We start from the raw sequence: 24,446 nt of genomic DNA, 5'->3' as shown, positions 1-24,446 counted from the left end.
TTCTAAAAATCAAACATGGAAAAACCGTCATTTTGAGTAAATTCTTGTCTTTCTATTGGTTCGTATGTAATTTCTTCATTTTCATGACTGCGCAACTCAATAATGTAATCGAAATCATCAATTGTATATTGTGTTGCTTGCACAAATATATCTGGATGCTCTACAACTTTGATAGATGGAAGTTGCATAATTTCCCTAATTAATTGCCAATGCTTTTCATCATCTATTTGTCTTTTTGACAGAACACCATCAATAATATAAATATTATTGGGGTCATGTTCTCCTTCAATTAATTGACTGCGTACAGTTTGTTTCAGTAGTGTACTAGATACGAATAACCAGTGTTTATTTGCCGAAACACTCGCAGCAACAACAGATTCAGTTTTCCCTACCCGCGGCATTCCGCGAATACCAATTAATTTATGCTCTTCTTTTTTATAAATTTCTGCCATAAAATCTACTAATAATCCTAATTCATTTCGAACAAAACGAATTGTTTTTCGGTCATTTGTATCCCTGTGTAAATACTTTCCATGTCGTACAGCTAGTTTATCAAATAGCCTTGGTTTACGTATCTTCGTTACCCTAATCGTAGTCATTGTTTCTAATATTGACTTTAAACGAGCGATATTCTCATCATATTTGGAGAGAATGAGTATTCCTCTTCGTGAATTCTCAATTCCATTTATCATTATAATATTAATGGATAACATCCCTAATAAAGAAGATATATCACCAAGTAATCCAGGACGGTTATGTTGAATTTCATATTCAAGGTACCATTCTGTTTTTTCCATAAAAAAGCTCCTTTTATTGCATACTGTATTAATATTAACATATAAAGGCAAACAATATATCTATATTACATAATAAATGATTTTCTGTTCAGTGAAAAGCGATTCACCTGTATAAAGTAAAACTACATTTAGTGGGGGGATGTTGTTATTCGTTATCCGATAAAAGTAAAGAAGCTGCGTTTTACAGCTTCTTCATCATTAAAGAAATTAATTTGTATTTCCTTGACTTTTCACCATCTTGATCATTGTATTAGCAAGTGCCTGTTGTTCATCTTCAGAAGCGGCATTCCAGAGTTCTCTTAGCACTGCCTCTTCCTCATTCTTTGCATCTACATTAGCGGCAAGGTAATCTCCTACCTCTTCAGCTAGAGTGGAGACCGTTTGATCGCTCATTCCCTGCTGCTGTGCCTGATCAAGTTTACTAGCTAAGAAACCTTTCCATGAATCAAAATTATCAAGAACTGACATATATATGCCTCCTTCCATTACTTCATGAATAGTATTTGAATTTCTTCTTCATTTATACATGAAAGAAGGGGATTAATATTTACTTCCAAGCACCGTTCATATTTATTATCTCACCTTGAATATAACTGGAGCGCTGGTCCAATAAAAAACGAACTGTATGCGCTACTTCACTGGGCAACCCAGCACGATTGATTGGAATTTCAGAAATGAGTGCTGCTTTTTCATCATCAGCTAAGTGATTATTCATTTTCGTTTCAATATAGCCCGGACTAATAGCATTTACAGAAATTCCGGAAGGGGCGATCTCTTTTGCTAAAGCTTTTACAAAGCTATTTTGTGCTCCTTTCACGGTAGAGTAAACTACTTCATTACTTGCACCTATATCTCCCCATAACGACGTAATGACAATAATTTTACCTGTATTTTTTTGAATCATGGTTGGTAATAAATATTGTGTAATCATCCACGGCGCTTTTACATGTAATGTGAGCATGTCATCCATAACTTGTTCTTTTGTATCCTGAAATAACCCATAATGTGCCGCCCCGCTTGCAAAAATAATGTAATCCACTGGAAATACCAGTTGGTTCAATAATTTTTTAATCTCTTCATCATTACTTAAATTTGCTTGTATGACAGTAAGCAGACATTCTTTTTCAAGCATATTCTTGAAATCGTCGATCCTCTTTCTGTTTTTATTATAATGAAGCAATAATTGATACCCTTCGCTTGCAAGCTGATCTGCTATCGCAAGGCCTATATCTCCGCTTGCCCCGATAATTAATACGTTTTCCCCCATACGGTTCTCCTTACTCTGCAGCTATTTTACATACAGCTAAACGGTCTTCTTTTATCCAATCCTGCAAGAAATCATTTACTTCATCAAGCGTTATAGCTTGCAGCGTTGGGAGTACGTCAAATAGATCTATATCCAATGTATGGTAATCAACATATTTGTTCGCTATAAATTCCAACGAATTCATTGCTCTTAATAACTGACCAACCTTCTTTTTCTTCATACGTTCGAATTCTTCGCTGGAAAGTGAATCTGAAGCTGTGGACTTCAATAACGCTTTAACTTTTTCTGCAAAATCATCAGGGTTTTCCGTATTACTCCCTATCAGGGAATAGCCAAAACTCTTTTCTAAATTCGTTTCAAAGTAAAAACTTCCATCAATAAGGTTTTCACTATATAGCTTCTGATAAAATGATCCACCTTTTGAAAAATAATGATCCATTATCATACTTTGTAATAAGTCCTTCTTTAAAAATGCTTCACCTTTTAACTCAGAAGACGATTCCTTTATTCCAACGGTACATTTCGGAATAGATACTGGCATGGAAATTTTATTCTCCTTCTTAGCCACTTCAGCTGGTTCATCTGGAAGCTCTCGTTCTATAGTATCCATTTCCTCAAATTCTTTTGATTGCTGATTCGTTTGAATTAAGTTCATCATACTCTCCGCATCAAAGTTTCCAGCAATAAATAACGTCATATTTGCCGGATGATAAAATGTATTATAGCACGTATACAGATCATCTTTTGTGATCGTGTTGATTGATTTGACTGTTCCTGCAATATCTATGTTTACAGGGTGTTTTTCAAACATAGCTTTAATCGTTCCCATAAAAGATTGCGAATCTGGTTCATCATCAAACATATTAATTTCTTGAGCAATAATTCCTTTTTCCTTTTCAACTGATTCCTCTGAAAAATAGGGATCTTGAACGAAATCAATCAGTGTTTCTACATTCTTTTCGATATGATTTGTAGCAGCAAATAAATAAGCTGTTTTTGTAAATGATGTAAAAGCATTTGGAGAAGCAGCTTGTTTTGCAAAATCAGCAAAAACATCTCGATCTTCTTTTTCAAACAGTTTGTGCTCTAAGAAATGGGCGATACCTTCAGGTACAGTGGTTGTCTCATTTTCTTTAATCGGAACGAACCTTTGATCGATGGAACCATAATCTGTAGAGAACACACCATATGTTTTAGACATTTCCTGCTTCGGTAGCAAAAAAACGGTTAAACCATTATCTAGCGTTTCTGTATAGATGGTTTCATCCATATCATTGTACGTTTGTTTATTCATTAGAATTTCCTCCCTCACTTGTTAATAAATAAACGGTATCTTCTTCAATGTTACCTGCAACATTTAAAACATCATCTTTCGTCACTTTTTTAATATTGGCGATTAGTTGATCAGGTTTCATTTCTTTGTCGGCCAGTACTTGCTGGTATAGAAGCTCAATCATACCTTGTGGATTATCCATTATTTCCAACAGCTGATTTACTACTAATTCTTTCGTCTCATTTAATTCTGTATCCGTAAAATCTCCGGCTTTCATAGCACTCATTTGCTCTTTAATAATATCCCTGGCCTTTTCAAAATCATTCGGTGCAATACCACTTAAGACCAATAACAACCCTTTATGACTTTCAAGTCGCGATGCAGCATAATAAGCGAGGCTGTTCTTTTCTCTTACGTTGATAAATAATTTCGAACTCGGAAACCCTCCGAACATTCCATTGAATACCTGCAAAGCATAATAATCTTGATCTCGAACTGTAGCATTTGTCCGATAGCCGATATGCAGTTTTGCCTGTTGAATCTTTTGCTCTTCTATTATTTCTTTAGGCTCATCTATTTGTTTTCTTTCTGATTTGTTTTGCTGTGCCTCTTCTGATTTTGGTTTTTCTTCTTTTCGTTTCATCGATTTTATTAGTTTTTCTTTTGCGTCTGCTTCGTCAAAGTCACCTAGTACATAGATATCCAACATATCTTCTGTAAGCATCGATTTATAATAATCATATAATGTTTCAGCTGTTACGGACCGAAGATCTTCTTCATATCCATGTACATGTAATTGGTAAGGTTCTCCTTCGCACATTTCATCGATTAGACGCATATTTGCAAAACTCATTTTATTATCTTTTATGGCGTTCATCTTCTGTTTTAATGTATCTTTTTCCCGATTGAATGCAGCTTCCTCAAAAGCATTGTTGGAAACATTTGGTTGAAATAAAAGTTCACTAAATAATGAAATACCCTCTTCAAGTATAGAGGATTCTTCCGGGATATACTTTTCATTTGCCAGCTCCAAACGGAAACTGATAATGTGATTTTCACCTTTTTTTGCTCCATCAATTGAAAGTACTGCACCATATAAATCATCTAACTTCAACTGTAGATTCTGCCTGCTTGGGTAACTTTTTGTTCCTTGTTTCAAAATATAAGGAAGTAAAGCTCTATTAGTTATCGTCTCACGTTCCAATGGAGATTTAAATTTAGCTACTATATTAATTGTTTTAAATTTGTTGCTTTGAATAAAATGGATATTCATCCCATTTTCATTTACTACTTTTTCCTCAACTTTATTCATTGAACATCCTCCAATACTACATAATCACCTTTATCCTGCACATATTTACCATTTGTAATCCATTATAGACGAAAAAAAACTGACTTGCTATTATTAGACAACAAGTCAGTTAAATATCGCTTATCTACTGCCTTTAATATAGGGCTCTCCATTTGCTCTCGGTGCCTCTGCACGTCCGATAAATCCTGCTAAAGCAAGAATGGTTAGAACGTACGGTGCAATTAATAAGTAGACCTGAGGTACATCTGCCAGAAGAGGAATACCTCCTCCAATAACACTTAAACTTTGGGCAAAGCCAAAGAATAATGCGGCGCCCATCGCTCCCAGCGGATGCCATTTACCAAAGATAACAGCTGCTAGTGCCATAAATCCCTGGCCAACAATCGTTGCATGGGAAAAGTTTAGGGCGATTGTCAAAGCAAATACAGAACCACCCAAACCTCCTAATGCTCCAGAAATAATAACAGCTATATAGCGCATTCTAGAAACATTAATACCATTTGTATCAGCGGCCATTGGATGTTCCCCAACTGCACGTAGACGTAATCCAAATGGGGTCTTGTAAAGTACATACCATGCTACAAAAGCTAATACAATCGCAAGATATGATGAGACATATATATTCTGAAAAAATATCGGTCCAATAATTGGGATGTTAGCTAATAACGGAATGTTCGTCGTATAAAATGGTTCTGAAACCATATCAGTCTGACCCTTTCCATAAAATTGTTTCGTAAGGAAAACACCCAAACCTAGTGCCAAGAAATTTACTGCTACACCACTAACAACTTGATTAGCTCTAAAAGATACAGAAGCCACTGCATGAATAATTGAAAATATCGCTCCAACAATGGTAGCAACAATAATGGATACCCATGGTGTCCATGCACCAAAGACATCTGCGAACGTTAGATTAAACACGATGCCGACAAACGCACCCATGATCATTAAACCTTCTAAACCAATGTTTACAACTCCAGATCGTTCACTAAATACTCCGCCTAACGCTGTAAATATAAGAGGTGCTGAAAAGAAAAGTGCTGGTGGAATAATAGATTGTAATAGATCAACAAACCCCATTTATTTTCCCTCCTTTTTAAAGCGAAGTATAAGCAGGCGAATGATATAACTGGAAGCTACAGAGAAAATGATTAACGCAATAATAATATCTACTAATTCATTAGGTACTCCAGATTCAGTCGGCATATTTAAAGCGCCTACTTTCAATGCGCCAAATAAGAGTGCGGCCAGTACAACACCCAGGGCTGTATTTGCCCCTAGCAAAGCAACCGCTATTCCATCAAACCCTAAGTTCGTAAAGCCACTTTGGGTTGTCATATGCTGAAATGTTCCCAATCCTTCCATGGAACCAGCTAACCCTGCAAACGCTCCCGAAATAACCATTGCTAATATAATATTCCGTTTAACACTCATTCCTGCATATTTTGATGCATGTTTATTATAGCCAACGGATTTGAGTTCGTATCCAATCGTTGTCCTTTCGATAATAAACCACATTATAACCGCTGCAAATAAAGCAATTAATATTCCATAATGCATACGTGAGAAATAAGTTAATTCTTGTAACCAATCCGATGCGAGTGAAGCTGAGGGAGCAACATTCTCCGTCCTATCCTCGTTATTAGATAGGACAGTTCGTACGATAGCATTTGAGCTATATAGGGCTACATAATTCAACATAATTGTTACAATAACTTCATGCACGCCCAGTCTTGCTTTTAATAATCCAGGAATGAATCCCCACAAAGCACCAGCAACCGCTGCAACAATTATTGCTACAGGTAAGTGAATATACATTGGTGCATCCATTGTAGTACCAATCCACACAGCTGCAATCCAACCAACAAAAACCTGTCCTTCTGCACCTATATTAAATAAGCCAGCTCGAAAAGCAAAGGCAACTGCAAGACCAGTTAGTATATATGGCGTGGCTTGACGGATTGTTTCACCGATAAAGTACAAATCACCAAACGCACCATGCCATAATGCTACATAACCTTCGATCGGATTATAACCAAAAACCAACATAATAATGGCACCCGCAAACAAACCAATAAAAATAGAGATTAGTGGAACAAGGATATTAAACATTTTATTTGAAGTCATTATTCTCCACCAACCTTTTCTTTCTTGCTTCCTGCCATTAAAAGGCCTAGCTCTTGTTCAGTTGTTTCCTCCGGTTTCAGATCTGCTACAATTTCTCCATCAAAAATCACAGCAATTCGATCACTAACGTCAAATATCTCGTCTAGTTCAAAAGAGACTAATAAAATAGCCCTTCCTTTATCTCTTTCTTCGATTAATTTATTATGAATAAATTCAATAGCCCCAACATCCAAGCCTCTTGTAGGCTGAGCTGCAATTAATAAATCTGGTGAACGATCCACTTCGCGAGCAATTATTGCTTTTTGCTGGTTCCCACCTGATAATGCTCTAGCAAGTGTGTATGCACTGGGAGTTCGGATATCATATTCTCCAATTAGTTTCTCTGCATTTTCATAAATTTCTTTATAATTCAATACTTTTTTATTGGAGTATGGTTTTTGATAATAATTTTGTAAAGCCAGATTCTCCCCGATTGGAAAATCAAGTACCAGCCCAAATTTATGACGATCCTGAGGGATATGAGCAATACCACTTTCGGTAATTTTACGAGGTGGTAAGTTTTTTATCGTTTTATTCTTTAAATGGATGGAACCTTTTTCAGATTTTATTAATCCAGTTATTGCTTCCACTAGCTCGGATTGCCCGTTACCATCAACCCCTGCTATCCCGAGTATTTCACCAGCACGTACTTCAAGGTTCAGACCTTTTAACATATCTACTTTCCTAGAATCTTTAACAACTAGATTTTCAACCTTAAGAACAGTTTCCTGAGGACTCGCAGGTGTTTTATTGGATTTAAAACTAACCTCTCGACCAACCATGAGAGATGAAAGCTCTGTGACAGTAGTATCTGCTACATTCAGGGTATCCACACCTGCCCCTTTACGAATAACCGTACAACGATCACATGCCTTCATAATTTCTTTTAATTTATGTGTAATTAGAATAATAGATTTGCCTTCTGCAATTAACGATTCCATAATATCCATTAATTCAATAATTTCCTGGGGGGTTAAAACAGCCGTAGGTTCATCTAAAATCAATACTTCTGTTCCTCGATAAAGCGTTTTCAGTATTTCCACACGTTGTTGCATGCCTACAGAGATATCACTTATTTTTGCTCTTGCATCAACTTTTAGTCCATACTGGTCTGATAATGCTTGAACATCTCTTTCTGCTTTTTTTATATCAATCTTCCCATTTTTTTTAGGTTCACTACCCAGAATGATATTTTGTGTTACAGTAAAAGGTTCTACTAACATGAAATGCTGATGGACCATTCCAATTCCCAAGTCATTTGCAACGTTTGGATCCGTAATATGTACCTTTTCACCTCTGACACGAATTTCGCCTTTTTCCGGTTGGTATAAACCAAAAAGTACATTCATCAACGTCGACTTTCCAGCTCCATTTTCGCCCAACAACGCGTGAATTTCACCTTTTTTTAATTGTATTGTTATGTCATCATTCGCAACAACACCAGGGAATTCTTTACGTATGTTTAGCATTTCAATTACATAATCCACCTTTTGTTCACTCCTTTACTAAAAACCCTTTTCATTTTTAATAAGAAAATCACCAAATGAAGAGGGATGAAAGTAATGACAAACGCTTCATTCGGCGATTTTCAATGAATATTAAGGTTGAAAAAGGCTACCTTACTAGCCTTTTTTTATATTTTTATAATGAATCCAAATAAGTTTCCAATTCTTCATGCGTTTGTGGAACATCTACATCGCCATTCATAATTCTTTCTTCCCAATCTTCTACTTCAACTATAATCTCATCCGTAAGCGCTTCATCATTTGTAGTAGCAATACTTACACCTTCATCTTCAAGTCCGAACTCAATCACTTCACCACCCGGAAACTCACTATTGAGGCCTAAATCGCTTACCTCTTGAACTGAAATATCGACACGTTTAACCATAGAAGTAAAGGTAACATTTTCGTCTCCAATTACGCCTTCTTCATGTTGGTCACGGTCTACCCCAATCACCCATACATCACGATCTGGGTCATTTTGCTTAAGGTCCTTGGCTTGAGAAAACACACCATTACCAGCTGCTCCAGCAGAATGGTAAATAATATCTGCTCCATCATTGTACATACGAGTTGCAATTAATTTGCCATCATCTGCAGAACTAAAGTCACCTACATATTGAGCGTCTACTTCAATATCAGGATCAATAGATTTGACACCAGCAATAAAGCCTGTTTCGAATTTATTGATTAAATCTGATTCAACTCCACCAACAAATCCTACTTGATCTGTATTCGTTTTCTCAGCTGCAGCAACACCTGCCAAGAAAGATCCTTGATGTTCAGCAAATGTTATACTTGCCACATTTGGTGCATCAACTACAGTATCTACAATTGCAAAGTCTGTTTCAGGATTCTGCTCAGCTATATTCGCAATCGCATCTTCTAATAAGAAACCAATTCCAAAAATCAAATCATAATCATTGCGAACCAGACGTGTTAAGTTTGGTTCATAATCGGAAGCCGCATCGGATTGCGCATAATCATATCCTTCTCCCTCTGTATGACCATGCTCTTCCCCCCATGCCTGTAAACCTTCCCATGATGATTGGTTAAATGATTTATCATCTACACCACCTTCATCTGTAACTAATGCAGCACTATAGTCAGTCGTTTCCTCTGCAGATTCATCATTATCAGAACCCGTATCTGTTTCTTCATCAGCTCCATTGCCACAGGCAGCTAAAAATACACCAAGACTTAATAATAAGACAAATAATAGAATAAATTGGTTTTTTCTCATTTAATGTACCTCCCTATTTTTTGGTTAATTGGAAATTAAAAAGAAACAATCCTGCAGGCTAATTTTTCGATCACCTCCCTGGTTTAGTCAACCCTTACACACGTTTTCTTAAAACGTGGAAACTAAATACATCGGGACGAAAGTAATTTGCTGAATAGAGGACTGGCTCATCTTCCTCTGTGTAATGCACCTGCTTTAACAACAGTAACGGTTGGCCAGGATCACATTTTAATAAATCATGGATTCGATCATGGTATCCAATAGGCTCTATATAAGTTACTGCATAATTAATACGTCTATCCGAATAATCTTCCATTACTTTGAATAAGGAGTCTCTTTTATGGACTGCTTCCAATGGAATCAAACCTTCTGGGATTTTATCAATACAAAATACCACCGGGTCATTGTCCGCAGTACGAATTCGCTCAATCTTTGCAAGCTTGTTAATTTGTTTAGGGGAGAACTTGACTTGATCATCATCGGTTGGATCAAGAAATTCTGTAGTTAAATATTGTGTACCGGCCGTCTTTCCTGATTGCTCTATCATGTATGTGACACTATTTAATTCTTCGATCCCGGACGAGAAGATCGGCTTGGGATTCACAAATGTACCAACACCATGCCTTCTTGTTACAACATTATCTTCCTCTAATATACGTAAGGCCTCTCTTAATGTTGCACGTGACACACCCATATACTTAGATAGCTGGAATTCGGAGGGTAGTTTTTGCCTTTCTTCATATCTACCATTTTCTATTCCGCGTTTAATTTCATCAATAACTTGTAAATACAATTGACGTGAATCCGTCTTAATAGAAATGATAATCCCTCCTTTTTAATTTGTAAGTTTCTAGATTTTAAAGAGATCCGACCTCAGACGTAAGACTCACTTTAATCTTCAACATAACTATATCATTCTTACAAAAATAAAGAAATAGTTATAGGACAAATTCATTAAATATTACTCATGTTATAACAATTTTCTTCAAAACTAGTCCTATAAATGCGTGTTCAAAAAGGAGGATAAAAAGGACCGAGAAGTTCAAGGCGGCGTAGCTTTGAGTAGTGGAACGTATGCAATTAATACGTGAACAACGGAAAAGCAAGCCAACGAAGAAATTCGATGTGTCATTTTTACCGGACTTTTTGAACATCCTCTATAAAGTAAAACTTCATTCAGTTGGGATTTTATTGCCCATAAACCTGCGATAAAAAAGACAGTATAATCCAACTTTACATTTCAGTTTTTGGAAATATACTGTCTTACTATTCTCTATCCCAATGTTCTAGGATGTTTTTTCCTCAGAGGCCGACTCGGAAACCAGAACGGTTCTTGGCTTACTCCCTTCATACGGGCCTACAATACCTCTATCTTCCATTGCGTCTATTAACCGAGCTGCTCGTGTATATCCAATACGGAATCTTCTTTGTAGCATGGAAACACTAGCACTTTGCATCTCTGTTATAAGCTGAACCGCATCTCCATATAATTCATCGTCCACCTCTTCAACAACATCACTTGTCTCTTCAGGTATCATTTCTTCCTGATACGTCGCCTTTTGCTGCTCTATACTATGGTCAACAATTCGTTCAACTTCCTCGTCCGATAGAAATGCCCCTTGAATTCGCATAGGCTTTGAAGATCCAACTGGGAGAAATAACATATCCCCTCGACCCAATAACTTGTCTGCTCCACCGGAATCCAAAATAGTACGTGAATCAGTCGCAGAAGAAACACTAAAGGCAATTCGAGAAGGTATATTTGCTTTAATAACCCCAGTAATAACGTCAACTGACGGACGCTGTGTTGCGATTATTAAATGGATACCAGCCGCACGGGCCATTTGAGCAAGTCTCGTGATAGAGTCTTCCACATCGTTAGAAGCTACCATCATTAAATCAGCTAATTCATCTACCAACACAACAATATATGGTAGATTAGGTTGCGCTTCCTCTTCATTAATCGTTTGGTTATATTTTCGAATATGTTCATTATAGCCTTCAATATTCCGAGCTCCAGTATCAGCAAATAATTCATATCTTCTTTCCATTTCAGAAACTACTTTTTTCAACGCCCTTGATGCTTTTTTTGGATCCGTAACCACTGGTGCAAGTAAGTGTGGTATACCATTATAAACATTCAACTCAACTTTTTTGGGATCAATCATCATCATTTTAACCTCATGTGGTTTGGTTCGCATTAGAATGGTTGTTATAATACCATTTACACAAACACTTTTACCGCTACCAGTTGCACCAGCAATTAATAAATGAGGCATTTTGTTTAGTTCGGAAACAATTGCTTCTCCCGAAATATCACGACCCAATGCGAATAAAAGTTTTGATTCCTTATTATTTGAGCTGTTATCCAACACTTCACGAAAGGATACCATTGCAATTTCCTGGTTTGGCACTTCAATACCAACTGCTGATTTTCCTGGAATTGGCGCTTCTATTCGAATATCTTTTGCAGCTAACGCTAGAGCTAAATCATCATGTAAATTCACTATTTTACTTACTTTAACTCCCGCTTCCGGATATACTTCGTACTTCGTAACCGCCGGACCAACATGGACTTTCGTGATTTTCGCTTTTACTCCAAAGCTTTCAAATGTGCGTTCCAATTTCTTCACGGTAGCTTGAATCTGTGACTTCTCCTGCTGTTGTGAATTATGTGCAGGTTCAGCTAATAAACCGGGAGAAGGTAATTCATACTCATGATTTTCTGATTCAGTCATCGGCATATTATTAATCGTTTCATCGATTTCTTCTACGGCCTCTTCTTCAACTTCTTTTTGCATCGGTTGACTTTCCACTATATCGAGTGAAGAAGTCACTTCGGAAAAATCCTGAATTAACGGCTCCTCTGACCCAAGATTATCACTGGCACTGGATGCAGATTCGAATTGCTCTGCTTCTTTCTGGTTATTTTTTTCAATTCTAGCAGCCTTCCACTTCGTTTGATAGTTTACAATTAGTGATTTAATCTTTTTCCACGCCTTAGCGAAAAAGTCACCCAATGACAGTTCGGTCATGAAAATAACACCGATAATGATAGAAAAGGCTGCGACAATTTGTGCCCCTACGGAGGAGAATAAATAATAACAAAACGTAAATAAGAGCCCTCCTACCATACCTCCACCTGTTTGCATCGTTGTTCCTTGTCCATTAGCGTACGATAGGAAGTTATCCCATGTTGCACCAATTATAGACACCTCGCCAACGGAGACAAGAAGACTTTGCAACGTTTGAATATGGGTTAATAATAATATACCTGCAAATAAAATATAAAAGCCGATTATCTTTTTGTTTAAAAAATCTGGAAAACGCCTTTTTATTAATAATATTATTCCAGTTACGAGTAAAAACACAGATGCTACAAAATACCATATACCTAAAAATAAGCGAAAGATTTGTTCCAAACCACCAGGTATTGCACCATCGCTTATAGCACCGGCTCCACTACCAAATATAGCAAGAAAAATAAATAATAATCCCAGTAATTCAAATTTGACTTGTTTTTTTAGTTTACTACTTCTACGTTTTTTTCTTTTTTTTGCCATTATTTCATTTCACCTCAATTATATATAAGATATATATAAACAGTAACCCCTGCCGAAATGTGGCAAGGGTTTACGTTCCATACAGATATTACCATTATATCATAAAGTGAAATTACATTCAGTGGGATTTTATTACCCGTTAAACACTGCCAAGTAACCTTATTTTAAAATACTTCCTGGCGAATATTTCTCATTCAGGAAGTCTTGAGGATCTGTGGACATCAGTTGCAACAATTGATAGCCATCATCCGTTTGTTCTACATATAAAGATCTTCCTTCACGAGAGACAATTTGTCTATTCCCATATTCATCCGCTGAAGTTGGGAATATTTCTGCTTCTGACATTGGTGTATATAATATCATTGTATCACCTGATCTCCTGTATTTTTATTTGCACTTATTAATTCATTAACTTTTTTCATTGCTTCGTTCACACCGCCAACATTATCAATTAATCCATATTCAACAGCATCGGTACCAATTACGTTTGTACCAATATCCCTTGTTAAATTCCCTTTTGCAAACATAAGTTCCTGGAATTTTTCTTCCGTTATGTTTGAATGATTTGTTACAAAATCAATTACTCTATCCTGCATCTTATCTAGGTATTCAAAAGTCTGTGGCACACCAATCACCAGTCCTGTTACTCTTACAGGGTGAATTGTCATTGTTGCTGTCGGAACGATATAGGAATGATCAGTTGCCACAGCAATAGGAACTCCAATGGAATGTCCCCCACCCAACACAATAGAAACAGTTGGCTTAGAGATAGAAGCAATCATTTCAGCTAATGCGAGTCCTGCTTCGACATCCCCACCTACTGTATTAAGCAACACAACCAGACCTTCAATTTTGGGGTTTTGTTCAATCGCAATTAATTGAGGAAGCAAATGTTCATATTTCGTTGTTTTGTTTTGTGGTGGTAATTGCACATGACCTTCCACCTGTCCAATGATAGTAAGTACATGAACATTGGTGTCTGGGGCTTCTGGTATATTTGATTGTCCCAGTTGCTGTATTTTATTTACTACTGAAGAATTTTTATCCTCTTCATTTGGATTTTCTTTTTTCTCTGGTTCTTTGTTCATTCCATACACTCCTTTTAGATTACATTCTATAAGTAGTATGAACGTAAATGAACAGTTACATGCGAAAAAAGTATCGGCTTTATTTAGCCGATACTTTTTGATTATCCATTATAATTTTTAACGCTTTTTTTTCATCTGCTGTAATTGAGAGTAACGGTAAACGTACACCCCCAGTATTAACTCCATTTATCTCTAGCGCTGCTTTTACCGGCGCAGGTGATGGCGATTTAAATAGCTCTCTCATAATTGGAAGTGTTCTTCGGTGTATGGAAGCAGCATCTTGAATATTTCCTGTACGATATGCTTTTACCATACGCTGCATTTCATTACCTATTATATGAGATGAAACCGAAATAACACCATCAGAACCTATTGCAAGCATTGGCAGGGTTAAGCCGTCTTCTCCACTATATACACTGAAGTCATCGCTTGTTTCTTCAATAACTTGCGAAACTAAATCCAGATCCCCTGACGCTTCTTTTACGGAAACAATATTATCAATTTTACTTAATTTGATTATCGTTTCTGCATTTATTGTTACCACTGATCGACCTGGGATATTATAAAGCACTACAGGCAAAGATGTTGCGTTTGCAATTGCTTTAAAATGCTCATACATACCACGTTGAGACGGGTTATTATAGTATGGAGCAACAATCATCGCAGCGTCCACACCCGCCTTTTCCGCTTCTTTTGTCAAAGCAATGGAGGCGGCAGTATCATTACTACTGGTTCCTGCAATGACAGGAACGCGTTGATTCACAACCTTAACAACATGTTTAAACAAGTTGATTTTTTCTTCAATGGAGAGGGTTGGTGATTCACCAGTCGTACCATTGATCACGAGCCCTTCCGTACCGTTATCGAGTAAATACTCAATTAATATCTCAGTTTGATCATAATCGATATCATTATTTTGGCTAAATGGAGTTACCATTGCTGTTAGTACGCTTCCAAAATTCATTCCATATCACAACTTTCTTTATATAAATTGTTTATTAGTACTTAATTCAAACACATCATGTAATGCGTTTACAGCAGACTTTAAATCTTTCCCATGAACAAGCATCCAAATTGTCGTATGGCTATCTGCAGATTGCAGTATTTGAATACCCTTGTTGGTAAGTGCCTGCACAATCTTAGAAGCAACTCCAGGCATTCCAGCCATGCCAGCTCCAACTGCTGAAACCTTCGCACACCCTTCTATAATTTCAAAGTGAAACCCCAACACATCTAATATGTCTACAGCTTTTTTCGTGAATGCTTCCGGTACAGTATAAATAACACTACTTGGTGAAATATTGATGAAATCGACGGAAATTCCTGCTTCAGCCATTGCCTTAAACACATCAGACTGGAGAAGATATGCACCTTCTTTTGTCTGGATTTTAATTTGTGTAATGGATGACATATGGGCAATACCTGTTACGACCTGCTTCACATCCTTGACTTTGTCTTGACTTCTAGATGATGTCACTAATGTTCCTGTATCTTTAAGGTAAGTAGACCGTACCCGCATTGGAATTTTAGCTTGCATAACAATTTCCACTGCACGTGGATGAACTACTTTTGCTCCTTGGTACGCCAAATTACATATTTCAGTATAGGTGACAACATCCAAGGGACGAGCGGAATGAACAATGCGCGGATCTGCTGTCATAATACCGTTAACATCAGTAAATACTTCGATTCGTTCAGCGTCCAAGGAGTTCGCAAGTGCAGCTGCAGTAGTATCACTGCCCCCACGACCGATTGTTGTTATTTCACCGGTTTTCGTTTGCCCTTGAAATCCTGCAACTACGATCACTTCATTTCTTTCAAATTCCTTTAAAATTCGCTCTTGTTTTACTTCTTTAATTTTAGCCCGGTTAAAGTCTGCAGTAGTTACAAAACCTGCCTGCGCTCCAGTTAATGCTGTTGCAGTTATTTGGTGTTTTTTTAATTCATTTGATAAAACGACTGACGAAATGACTTCACCACACGACATCAACATATCCAGTTCGCGATTAGAGCTGTGATTTAGAGGATACCCAACTAAGTTTAATAAGGTATCTGTTGCATAAGGATCTGGTTCTCTTCCTAATGCAGATACGACAACCACAATTTTATAATCCTTTTTCAACGCGTCTTTTATATGTTCTACTACATGCTCTCTGCTATCCTCCGTTTGTACAGAAGTCCCACCAAATTTTTGAACCAATATCTGCATAGTAACACTACCTTATAGCCATTTATTTTGAATTAAACTATCTGCTATTTGGATTGAATTCCAAGCAGCACCTTTCATGAGGTTATCAGATACAACCCACATATGAAATCCTTTATCGTTATCTAAATCTTTTCTTACACGACCAACAAAAACATCTTCTTTATTTGCAGCACTTAAAGGTGTTGGATACGATTGTGTTGAAGGATCATCTTCAAGCGCAACACCTTCTGCATTGCCTAAGACCTTCCAAAGATCAGCAACTCCTAGACCTTCTGTTTCCACTTCTATATATATACTTTCTGCATGTGATGTAAACACAGGGAGACGTACGCACGTCGCAGAAACTGCCAATTGTGGGGCATGCATAATTTTCTTTGTTTCGTTGATCATCTTCATTTCTTCAAACGTATAACCGTTTTCCTGAAATACGTCAATTTGTGGCAATGCATTAAACGCAATTGGAAAATGTTTCTTATCACCTGATACTGGAAGTAATTCTGCTTCCATTTCTTCATTAGCTATGAATTGTTTCGTTTGTTTAACTAATTCATCATTGGCGGCTTCCCCAGCACCTGAAACTGCTTGGTATGTCGATACAATAACACGATCAATACCGTATACATCCTGTAAGGGTTTTAATGCTGCTACCATTTGAATGGTTGAGCAATTTGGATTAGCAATAATCCCTTTATGGCTTTTAATATCTGACTTATTAACCTCTGGCACTACTAATGGCACCTCATCATCCATTCGATATGCACTCGTATTGTCAACAACTACAGCACCATGTTTTACTGCTTCAGGTGCTAGTTTTTTGGATACCGACCCACCTGCAGAAAAAAATGCAATATCTACTCCTGCAAAACTTTCAGGAGCGGCTACTTCTACTGTTAATTCATTTTGCTTAAATTGAACTTTCTTTCCTGCTGACCTTTCTGATGATAAAAGTTTTAATTCATTTATTGGGAAATTTTTATCTTCTAATAATTGGATGATTTTCTGTCCAACTGCCCCTGTAGCTCCTACCACTGCTATATTGTAAGTTGTTTTTTCTGTCATGAATATGACTCCCTTCCTCATAAAAAAATAATAATAAATCTATCTTATCATAAATTAATAGATATGAGGAATAATAACAGGTTGCAATTGCTTGTCATTAAGGGCCGATTCTACTGTTGGAAGTAAATAATCCATATTGGCTACTAGTGAGTTCGGTTTATTATAAGGATTATCCTGACCATATGGAATGAAATAAATATATTTTGTTGCCATTAATCGCATTAAATTTATGCCATTCAATCCAAGTGCATCATTTGTGGAAATCCCTAAAACAACAGGTTTCTGATTCCTTATTGTAGATTTTGCAGCCATTAATACGGGGTTGTCTGTAAGTGCATTGGCAAATTTACTCAATGAATTTCCAGTTAACGGAGCGATTACCATACAATCTAATGGATTCTTTGGACCCAATGGTTCAGCTCCAGGAATGGTGGATATTACCTGTTTTCCTGTAATTGATTCGACTCTTTCAATATGTTCTTCTGCTTTTCCATGTTTCGTATCTGTATTTCTTACCGTATAGGAAACAATTGGAATTACTTCGGCTTTTTCATCCATCAACTTTTCAATTTGTGGGTATACCTTTTCATACATATGATGTGATCCCGTTAAACCAAGACCAATACGCTTTCCTTCTAAACTCATTTTAATCCCCTTTCGTTACTAATTGTTTAATGACATCGGCAAGAATTTTTCCAGCCGTTTTTGGGGCAACAATACCAGGCAAACTTCTAGCTAATATCGCCTGTATCCCCCTTTGCTCTGCATAATTGAAGTCCGTACCACCCGGCTTAGAAGCAAGATCCATTATAAGGGCATGTGGAGGCAAATGTTGAATGGAATCCTTTTCTACAACTGGAGCTGGAATCGTATTAATTAGTAAATCACATTCACTTGTGTACGCATCTAGTTCGGATAAAGGAATAGCAGTTAAACCCATTTCATTTATTCTGGCCAAATCTTTTATACTACTGCCGCTCACAGAAACCTTAGCACCGAGTGCCGCGAATTTATTTGCTACTGTATTGCCAACTCTGCCAAAACCAACTACAATAACTCGTGAGGAATGGATGGTATAATCCGTATGTTCTATTGCCATCATAATTGTCCCTTCTGCTGTTGGTATTGAATTATATATAGCAACATCATCTCTATCTAATAAAGGAATTAATGAAACATCTGATTCTTTTGCAGCAGATGATAAATAATCATTTGTAATGCCTGTAAAAACCTGTGTCGATTTGTTAAGTTTTAGAAACCATTCCTTCTCTATATGAATTGGCTGATCAGAAAACACGGTTTCAACATACCCTGCCATATCTGTTCCAGTAATCGGTAAAACGACCGCATCTAATTTGTCTGGTTCTAGATCATCGAAATCCATCTGCTTCAACCCTGTAAAACCTTGTTCCAATTTATCAAAACCTACAAGAATAATTGTTGTATCAGGCAGCGTCTGCAACTGCCGAATTAATTCCAAATAGCGAGCATCGCCACCTATTACTGCAATTAATTGACTCATTATTGGGAATCCCCTCCAAACTACATTTTTCTTGAAATCATTATTTAATAGCTTATGTGTTTGAAGGCTGATAGTGATAAGTACTTTTAAAAAAACAAAAAATCAGCTAGTATACAGAAGCAATACTAGCTGATTTTTAGCGCAGTCATAATTCATTTCATTCCTCCATTTCAATCATAATCATGTCTTCACCTATTTTTTTAATCGAATTCCAATTTATTTTTTGTTCATCCCCTTCTTTCTTAAGTCCAAACCATTTATAATTTGGAATAATAAAAGATTCAATCTGACCTGTTTTCTCATTTATTTCCAAATCTGTTTGACCCAGTATTCCTAACCGAGATCCCTGACTAACATTGACGATCTCTTTTCCACTAATATCTTTATAGCGCATATCTAACCCCTCCATTAAGCTTGAGTTATACATATATATGCCACAAAAAAGAACCTATGTAAAAAACATAGATTCTCCTTTGTTTACATTTTTGGTGCTATCAATGCCCTAGAAGGGGGTTGATTAAACATCGACTCAATTACTTGTTGGATGGAGTCATGATTTACAGCATCGATTTCTTGAATCATGTCATCCAACGTACGGTGTCGCTGCAGAAGCATTTCATTACGTCCATTACGACTCATTCGACTATTGGTACTTTCAAGGCTTAGCATTAGGTTTCCTTTTAACTGTTCTTTGCTATTCATTAATTCTTTGTCTGTTAAACCATTTTTAATTAATGTACCCATTGTTTCATTTATTGTGTCTTCTAATAATGGTAATTGATCTTTTCCAGTACCAGCATAAATCGTTAATAACCCATTATCTAAGAAGGAAGCGTGGAAGGAGAAAACTGAATAGGCAAGACCTTGATTTTCACGCACCTCCTGAAATAACCTTGAGCTCATACTTCCACCGAGCACATTATTCATAATAACCAAACTATAAGTACTTTCGTCACCTACAGGCAACCCATTATAACCTAAGCATAAATGTGCTTGCTCTGTATCTTTATTTCGTTCAATATTATTTGCCAAAAAGGTTGGTTTTTGTATTTCAGAACGATCAGCACCAAATTGATAGGATCCAAAGTGTTCTTCAATTTTAGCTGCGAAGGAATCATCTAAATTTCCGGCAACAGATATAACCACATTCTCCGGTATGTATCGCTCTTTCATATAATTTTTCAGTGTATCAGCATTAAATGATTTCAAGTGCTCTTCTGTACCTAAAATTGGATATCCTAATGGATGTTCACCGTAGGAAGCTTGTGCCAGCAAATCATGAACAATATCATCCGGTGTGTCTTCATACATTTTAATCTCTTCGTAAATTACTTTCTTCTCTCTTTCAATTTCTGCTTCATCAAATGATGAATTAAAAAACATATCTGCGAGAATTTCCAGTGCATATTCTTTATGTGTATCTAGTACCTTTGCAAAGAAACAAGTATATTCCTTAGAGGTAAATGCATTTACCTGACCACCAATAGAGTCAAAAGCTTCTGCAATATCCTGCGGAGATCTCGTATTTGTACCTTTAAAAAACATATGTTCTAAAAAATGAGATATTCCATTATTTAATTGTGATTCATTTCGTGAACCGGTTAACACCCAGACACCAATTGTAACAGAGCGAACTGCTGGAATATTTTCCATTACGATTCGAACTCCGTTTTTACTTGTGTGCTTTTCAATCATACTTTTCCTCCTGTCTTTACCATTGTGCATGCCTTTTATCTTTCTTCATTTAACAACTTTTCAATTGTACCAATTCGGTAGCCGTTTTCTTTAATATTCTTAATTAATGGTTCAAGTCCTTCTACGATGGAAGATGTCGGATGCATTAGAATGGTTGCACCTGGATGGAGTTTATTATTTACTCGGTTTATCATAACAGAAACAGATGGGTTCTTCCAATCAATTGTATCTACAGTCCAAAGTATTGTTTCCATATTTAAAGCGTCTGCTACCTCCACAACTTGTTCAGTATGATTGCCGCTGGGTGGTGCAAACCATTTTAAGTCTTTGCCAGTGATCGCTTTAATAATTTCGTTAGTCTGTGCTATTTGTCTTGTGTTTTCCTGTTCTGTTAATCTGGTCATATCTGGATGATTATATGCATGATTTCCTACAACATGACCTTGCTCATCAATCATTTTCACAGATTCAGAATTCTGCTGAGCCCATTTCCCCTCGATAAAAAACGTTGCTTTTACACTGTGTTCATTTAAAATATTCAATATATCGGGAATATGTTCTTCCCCCCACGAAACATTAAATAAAAGAGAAACCATATCCTTTTCTGGGTGACCACGGAATATAGGAGAAGCTGGTAAATCCTTAAGCTTTATTTCTGGAGGAGTTTGATCATATACAAGTAAAGATTCTTTGAATGTACCTTCTTCTTTCATTTTCTCGTAAGATTCTTCTAGATTTACTTTAGCCCCATTTCTTCCAGGCGTTTTTTTCCAAACACTATCTATATATGCATTCTGAGGATCTTGTGAATACTCTGGACTTTTATCTTGTATTTCCTTATATAGTACATCCTCTGTACGTGTTACTTCGGTTATTGAACCAACTTCATTAATAACAAATGGATTATGTTCTGGATTATAAGCTACAAGAATAATGAAAAGAAAAACAACTAAGTTAACAAATTTCCGATAACGATACATTCAAATCCCCCCTGTAGCATTCATATGAAATAAAAGGACAGGGTATGTATAAAACGTATGTACTAACTTTACTTAGAAAAAACTTGGCTCATCGCCAAGCTTTGTGGCGGTAGCCAAAACCCGCACTTATATTGATAGGGAACTAACATGGCTCACCTATATAGAGCCACCATCTAGCATGAAAATGTATTTGTTTTCATTCAAAGTTTATACTTTTGTATCTGCAAAGAACAAAAGCGCAAGCGCCCGTTTAGCAACGTACAAACTGGAGCACCCCGCAATGAGATAAAGGAAACACGACGAACGAAGTGAGTCGATGTTGACTTTCACCACAAGGGTATAAGTGCGACTTTACTTCTGCCTGCGCCTGCCGGCTTGGCAATCAGTAAGTCTTCTTTATCGTAGTGGATGAGTGTGAAGTTTGATAGTTGCTGGGCGCTGGAGCTGGACGTGGCTATTTCAGTGTATAAGTTATCCACAGCATTTAAATTCTATAGTTTCCTATGAAATAAAAAAAGAAACTGGGTTGCCAGCTTCTTGTATCTCTATTATCTATGACTCAGCTTGTTTCTGTTTTTCTTGCTCTTCCTTTAGAACTGCTTTACGGGAAAGATTCACGCGACCTTGATGATCAATCTCTTTCACTTTAACCATTATTTCGTCACCGATGGATACAACATCTTCCACTTTATTTGTGCGTTCTTCTGCCAACTCAGAAATGTGAACGAGACCATCCTTGCCTTTAAATATTTCTACAAAGGCTCCAAATTTCTCAATCCTTTTTACAGTTCCCAAATACATTTGATCAACTTCAACTTCTCTCACAAGATCTTCAATAATCTTTTTAGCCTTCTCATTCATAGAAGCATCTGTTGACGAAATAAAGACACCGCCATCCTGCTCAATATCAATTTTAACTCCTGTATCATCAATAATTTGATTAATCTGTTTACCGCTCGGCCCAATAACAGATCGGATTTTATCAGGGTTAATGTTCATTGTTAAAATCTTAGGTGCGTATTCAGAAAGCTGTGTTTTTGGTTCTTCAATTGTGGCGAGCATTGAATCTAAGATTTGTATACGGCCAATTTTAGCCTGATTTAATGCTTCTTCCAAAATTTCTTTTGATAAGCCATCGATTTTTATATCCATTTGTAGAGCTGTTACACCATTCTCAGTACCTGCAACTTTAAAGTCCATATCACCTAAAGCATCTTCCATGCCTTGAATATCAGTTAAAATAGAATAGTCATCTCCTGATTTGACAAGTCCCATGGCAATACCTGCAACAGGTGCTTTAATGGGTACCCCTGCATCCATCATAGCGAGTGTACTAGCACATATACTTGCTTGAGATGTAGAACCGTTTGATTCTAATACTTCTGATACTAAACGTATGGTGTACGGAAATTCCTTATCTGAAGGAATAACTTGTTCAAGCGCTCGTTCGCCTAATGCTCCATGTCCAATTTCTCGACGACCTGGCCCTCTAATAGGTCCTGTTTCACCGACACTATACTGGGGGAAATTATAATGATGCATAAAGCGTTTGGACTCCTCAAGATCCAACCCATCCAAAATCTGTACATCCCCTAATGCTCCAAGTGTACAGATACTAAGCGCTTGTGTTTGTCCGCGTGTAAACAAGCCAGATCCATGCGTTCTTGGCAATACATTAATTCTTGATGACAATGGACGAATCTCATCGATTTTACGACCATCAGGACGAAGTTTTTCTTTCGTGATACGACGACGTACTTCTTCTTTAGTCATATGATCCAGAACAGATTTCACTTGTTTAATAACTTCTGGTTCTTCTTCCGCATACTGTTCTAGTGTCTCATCTTTCACTTTCGTAATAGCTTCTTCTCTTTCATGTTTTTCAAATACTTGAATAGCTGCAGCCAATTTATCTTTTGCTTTTTGCTCTACGTTAGTAGCTATTTCTTCATCTGGTTCAAATAACGTCACAGATGATTTTTCAACACCTACAGCCTGTACTATTTCCTCTTGAAATGCAACGAGACGTTTAATTTCCTCGTGGCCAAACATGATAGCATCAAGCATAATGTTTTCAGGTACTTCCTCTGCTGCAGCTTCTACCATATTAATGGCATCTTTTGTACCAGCTACTGTTAACGCAATATCACTTTTTTCTTCTTGTTCAATACCAGGGTTGATAATGAATTCTCCGTCAACTCGTCCAACTTTAACACCAGCTATAGGTTCAGCAAACTGAATATCGGAGATGCTTAAAGCGATTGATGATCCAATCATTGCAGCAATGTCTGATGGATTATCCTGTTCAACACTCATGACAGTACTGATTACTTGTACCTCATTTCTAAAACCATCTGGGAATAATGGACGAATAGGGCGATCAATTAAGCGTGAAGTCAACGTTGCTTTCTCACTTGGCCTTCCTTCCCGTTTAATGAAGCCCCCTGGAATTTTCCCAACCGCATATAAGCGTTCTTCATAGTTTACGGTCAATGGAAAAAACGGCAAATCCTTTGGCTCTTTTGAAGCTGTTGCTACACATAATACCGATGTATCTCCATAGTGTATCATACATGCTCCATTCGCTTGTTTTGCCAGTTCTCCTATTTCGACAGAAAACTTTTTTCCAGCAATTTCTGTTGAAAAAACTTGTTTAGCTTCTGACATTTATTATTTTGCTCCTTTCAAAAAAGCATTCTATTACCCATTTTATAGTTTATTGACAGAAATGTAAATTTTATGTAGTTAAAAGATAAAAAAAGCAGGATTG

22 protein-coding genes are annotated in these 24,446 nt (G+C 36.9%); all 22 read right to left on the bottom strand.

Features of this window, described 5'->3' with window-relative positions:
* Positions 1 to 2 precede the first annotated feature (2 nt).
* On the bottom strand, positions 3 to 797 hold the full coding sequence (locus tag OLD84_RS09360; RefSeq protein WP_209461278.1) for a YmfK family protein: 795 nt from the start codon (positions 795 to 797) through the stop codon (positions 3 to 5).
* Between the two features lie 207 nt (positions 798 to 1,004).
* Entirely contained in the window at positions 1,005 to 1,265 is a 261-nt protein-coding gene (locus tag OLD84_RS09355) for a DUF3243 domain-containing protein (RefSeq protein ID WP_209461279.1), read from the bottom strand.
* A gap of 79 nt (positions 1,266 to 1,344) precedes the next feature.
* Positions 1,345 to 2,064 carry an elongation factor P 5-aminopentanone reductase gene (gene ymfI, locus OLD84_RS09350; RefSeq protein WP_209461280.1) on the bottom strand — a complete coding sequence of 240 codons (720 nt, stop codon included), beginning with the start codon at positions 2,062 to 2,064 and terminating at the stop codon, positions 1,345 to 1,347.
* Between the two features lie 10 nt (positions 2,065 to 2,074).
* Entirely contained in the window at positions 2,075 to 3,358 is a 1,284-nt protein-coding gene (gene yfmH / locus OLD84_RS09345) for an EF-P 5-aminopentanol modification-associated protein YfmH (protein WP_209461281.1), read from the bottom strand.
* Positions 3,351 to 4,649 (bottom strand): EF-P 5-aminopentanol modification-associated protein YfmF, encoded by a 1,299-nt coding sequence (gene yfmF / locus OLD84_RS09340; protein ID WP_209461282.1) that lies wholly within the window; start codon positions 4,647 to 4,649, stop codon positions 3,351 to 3,353. Before yfmF ends, yfmH begins: the two co-directional genes overlap by 8 nt.
* Before the next feature lie 120 nt (positions 4,650 to 4,769).
* Entirely contained in the window at positions 4,770 to 5,729 is a 960-nt protein-coding gene (locus OLD84_RS09335; RefSeq protein ID WP_209461283.1) for an ABC transporter permease, read from the bottom strand.
* Positions 5,730 to 6,776, bottom strand: a complete 1,047-nt coding sequence (locus tag OLD84_RS09330) for an ABC transporter permease (protein WP_209461284.1) — start codon at positions 6,774 to 6,776, stop codon at positions 5,730 to 5,732.
* The gene (locus tag OLD84_RS09325) at positions 6,776 to 8,302 is read right to left on the bottom strand and encodes an ABC transporter ATP-binding protein (RefSeq protein WP_209461285.1); all 1,527 of its coding nucleotides are present in this window, start codon (positions 8,300 to 8,302) and stop codon (positions 6,776 to 6,778) included. The genes OLD84_RS09330 and OLD84_RS09325 overlap by 1 nt, the downstream gene beginning before the upstream one ends.
* 154 nt (positions 8,303 to 8,456) lie before the next feature.
* Entirely contained in the window at positions 8,457 to 9,560 is a 1,104-nt protein-coding gene (locus OLD84_RS09320; RefSeq protein WP_209461286.1) for a BMP family lipoprotein, read from the bottom strand.
* A 94-nt stretch (positions 9,561 to 9,654) separates the two neighbouring features.
* The gene (locus OLD84_RS09315; RefSeq protein WP_209461538.1) at positions 9,655 to 10,380 is read right to left on the bottom strand and encodes a GntR family transcriptional regulator; all 726 of its coding nucleotides are present in this window, start codon (positions 10,378 to 10,380) and stop codon (positions 9,655 to 9,657) included.
* Positions 10,381 to 10,846: 466 nt separating this feature from the next.
* Positions 10,847 to 13,123 (bottom strand): FtsK/SpoIIIE family DNA translocase, encoded by a 2,277-nt coding sequence (locus OLD84_RS09310; protein WP_209461287.1) that lies wholly within the window; start codon positions 13,121 to 13,123, stop codon positions 10,847 to 10,849.
* Positions 13,124 to 13,282: 159 nt separating this feature from the next.
* Complete coding sequence (locus OLD84_RS09305; protein ID WP_209461288.1) at positions 13,283 to 13,486, bottom strand: YlzJ-like family protein; 204 nt, start codon at positions 13,484 to 13,486, stop codon at positions 13,283 to 13,285.
* The gene (locus tag OLD84_RS09300; protein ID WP_209461289.1) at positions 13,483 to 14,211 is read right to left on the bottom strand and encodes a ClpP family protease; all 729 of its coding nucleotides are present in this window, start codon (positions 14,209 to 14,211) and stop codon (positions 13,483 to 13,485) included. Before OLD84_RS09300 ends, OLD84_RS09305 begins: the two co-directional genes overlap by 4 nt.
* Positions 14,212 to 14,290: 79 nt before the next feature.
* Positions 14,291 to 15,175, bottom strand: a complete 885-nt coding sequence (gene dapA, locus OLD84_RS09295) for a 4-hydroxy-tetrahydrodipicolinate synthase (protein WP_209461290.1) — start codon at positions 15,173 to 15,175, stop codon at positions 14,291 to 14,293.
* 18 nt (positions 15,176 to 15,193) lie between these two features.
* Positions 15,194 to 16,420, bottom strand: a complete 1,227-nt coding sequence (gene dapG / locus OLD84_RS09290) for an aspartate kinase (protein WP_209461291.1) — start codon at positions 16,418 to 16,420, stop codon at positions 15,194 to 15,196.
* Between the two features lie 12 nt (positions 16,421 to 16,432).
* Positions 16,433 to 17,479 (bottom strand): aspartate-semialdehyde dehydrogenase, encoded by a 1,047-nt coding sequence (gene asd / locus OLD84_RS09285; protein WP_209461292.1) that lies wholly within the window; start codon positions 17,477 to 17,479, stop codon positions 16,433 to 16,435.
* A gap of 54 nt (positions 17,480 to 17,533) precedes the next feature.
* Positions 17,534 to 18,124, bottom strand: coding sequence for a dipicolinate synthase subunit B (gene dpaB, locus OLD84_RS09280; protein ID WP_209461293.1), 591 nt, complete (start codon positions 18,122 to 18,124; stop codon positions 17,534 to 17,536).
* Position 18,125: 1 nt separating this feature from the next.
* Positions 18,126 to 19,001 (bottom strand): dipicolinic acid synthetase subunit A, encoded by an 876-nt coding sequence (gene dpaA, locus OLD84_RS09275; protein WP_209461294.1) that lies wholly within the window; start codon positions 18,999 to 19,001, stop codon positions 18,126 to 18,128.
* A gap of 157 nt (positions 19,002 to 19,158) precedes the next feature.
* Positions 19,159 to 19,395, bottom strand: a complete 237-nt coding sequence (locus OLD84_RS09270) for a YlmC/YmxH family sporulation protein (protein WP_209461295.1) — start codon at positions 19,393 to 19,395, stop codon at positions 19,159 to 19,161.
* 83 nt (positions 19,396 to 19,478) lie between these two features.
* Positions 19,479 to 20,696, bottom strand: a complete 1,218-nt coding sequence (locus OLD84_RS09265) for a M16 family metallopeptidase (RefSeq protein ID WP_209461296.1) — start codon at positions 20,694 to 20,696, stop codon at positions 19,479 to 19,481.
* Positions 20,697 to 20,731: 35 nt separating this feature from the next.
* Positions 20,732 to 21,676, bottom strand: a complete 945-nt coding sequence (locus OLD84_RS09260) for a polysaccharide deacetylase family protein (RefSeq protein ID WP_209461297.1) — start codon at positions 21,674 to 21,676, stop codon at positions 20,732 to 20,734.
* Positions 21,677 to 22,228: 552 nt separating this feature from the next.
* Positions 22,229 to 24,343, bottom strand: a complete 2,115-nt coding sequence (locus OLD84_RS09255) for a polyribonucleotide nucleotidyltransferase (protein WP_209461298.1) — start codon at positions 24,341 to 24,343, stop codon at positions 22,229 to 22,231.
* Positions 24,344 to 24,446 lie beyond the last annotated feature (103 nt).

The sequence above is a fragment of the Virgibacillus natechei genome, from assembly GCF_026013645.1.
Taxonomy (GTDB): domain Bacteria; phylum Bacillota; class Bacilli; order Bacillales; family Amphibacillaceae; genus Virgibacillus_L; species Virgibacillus_L natechei.
This window is presented reverse-complemented; position numbering and strand designations above follow the sequence as displayed.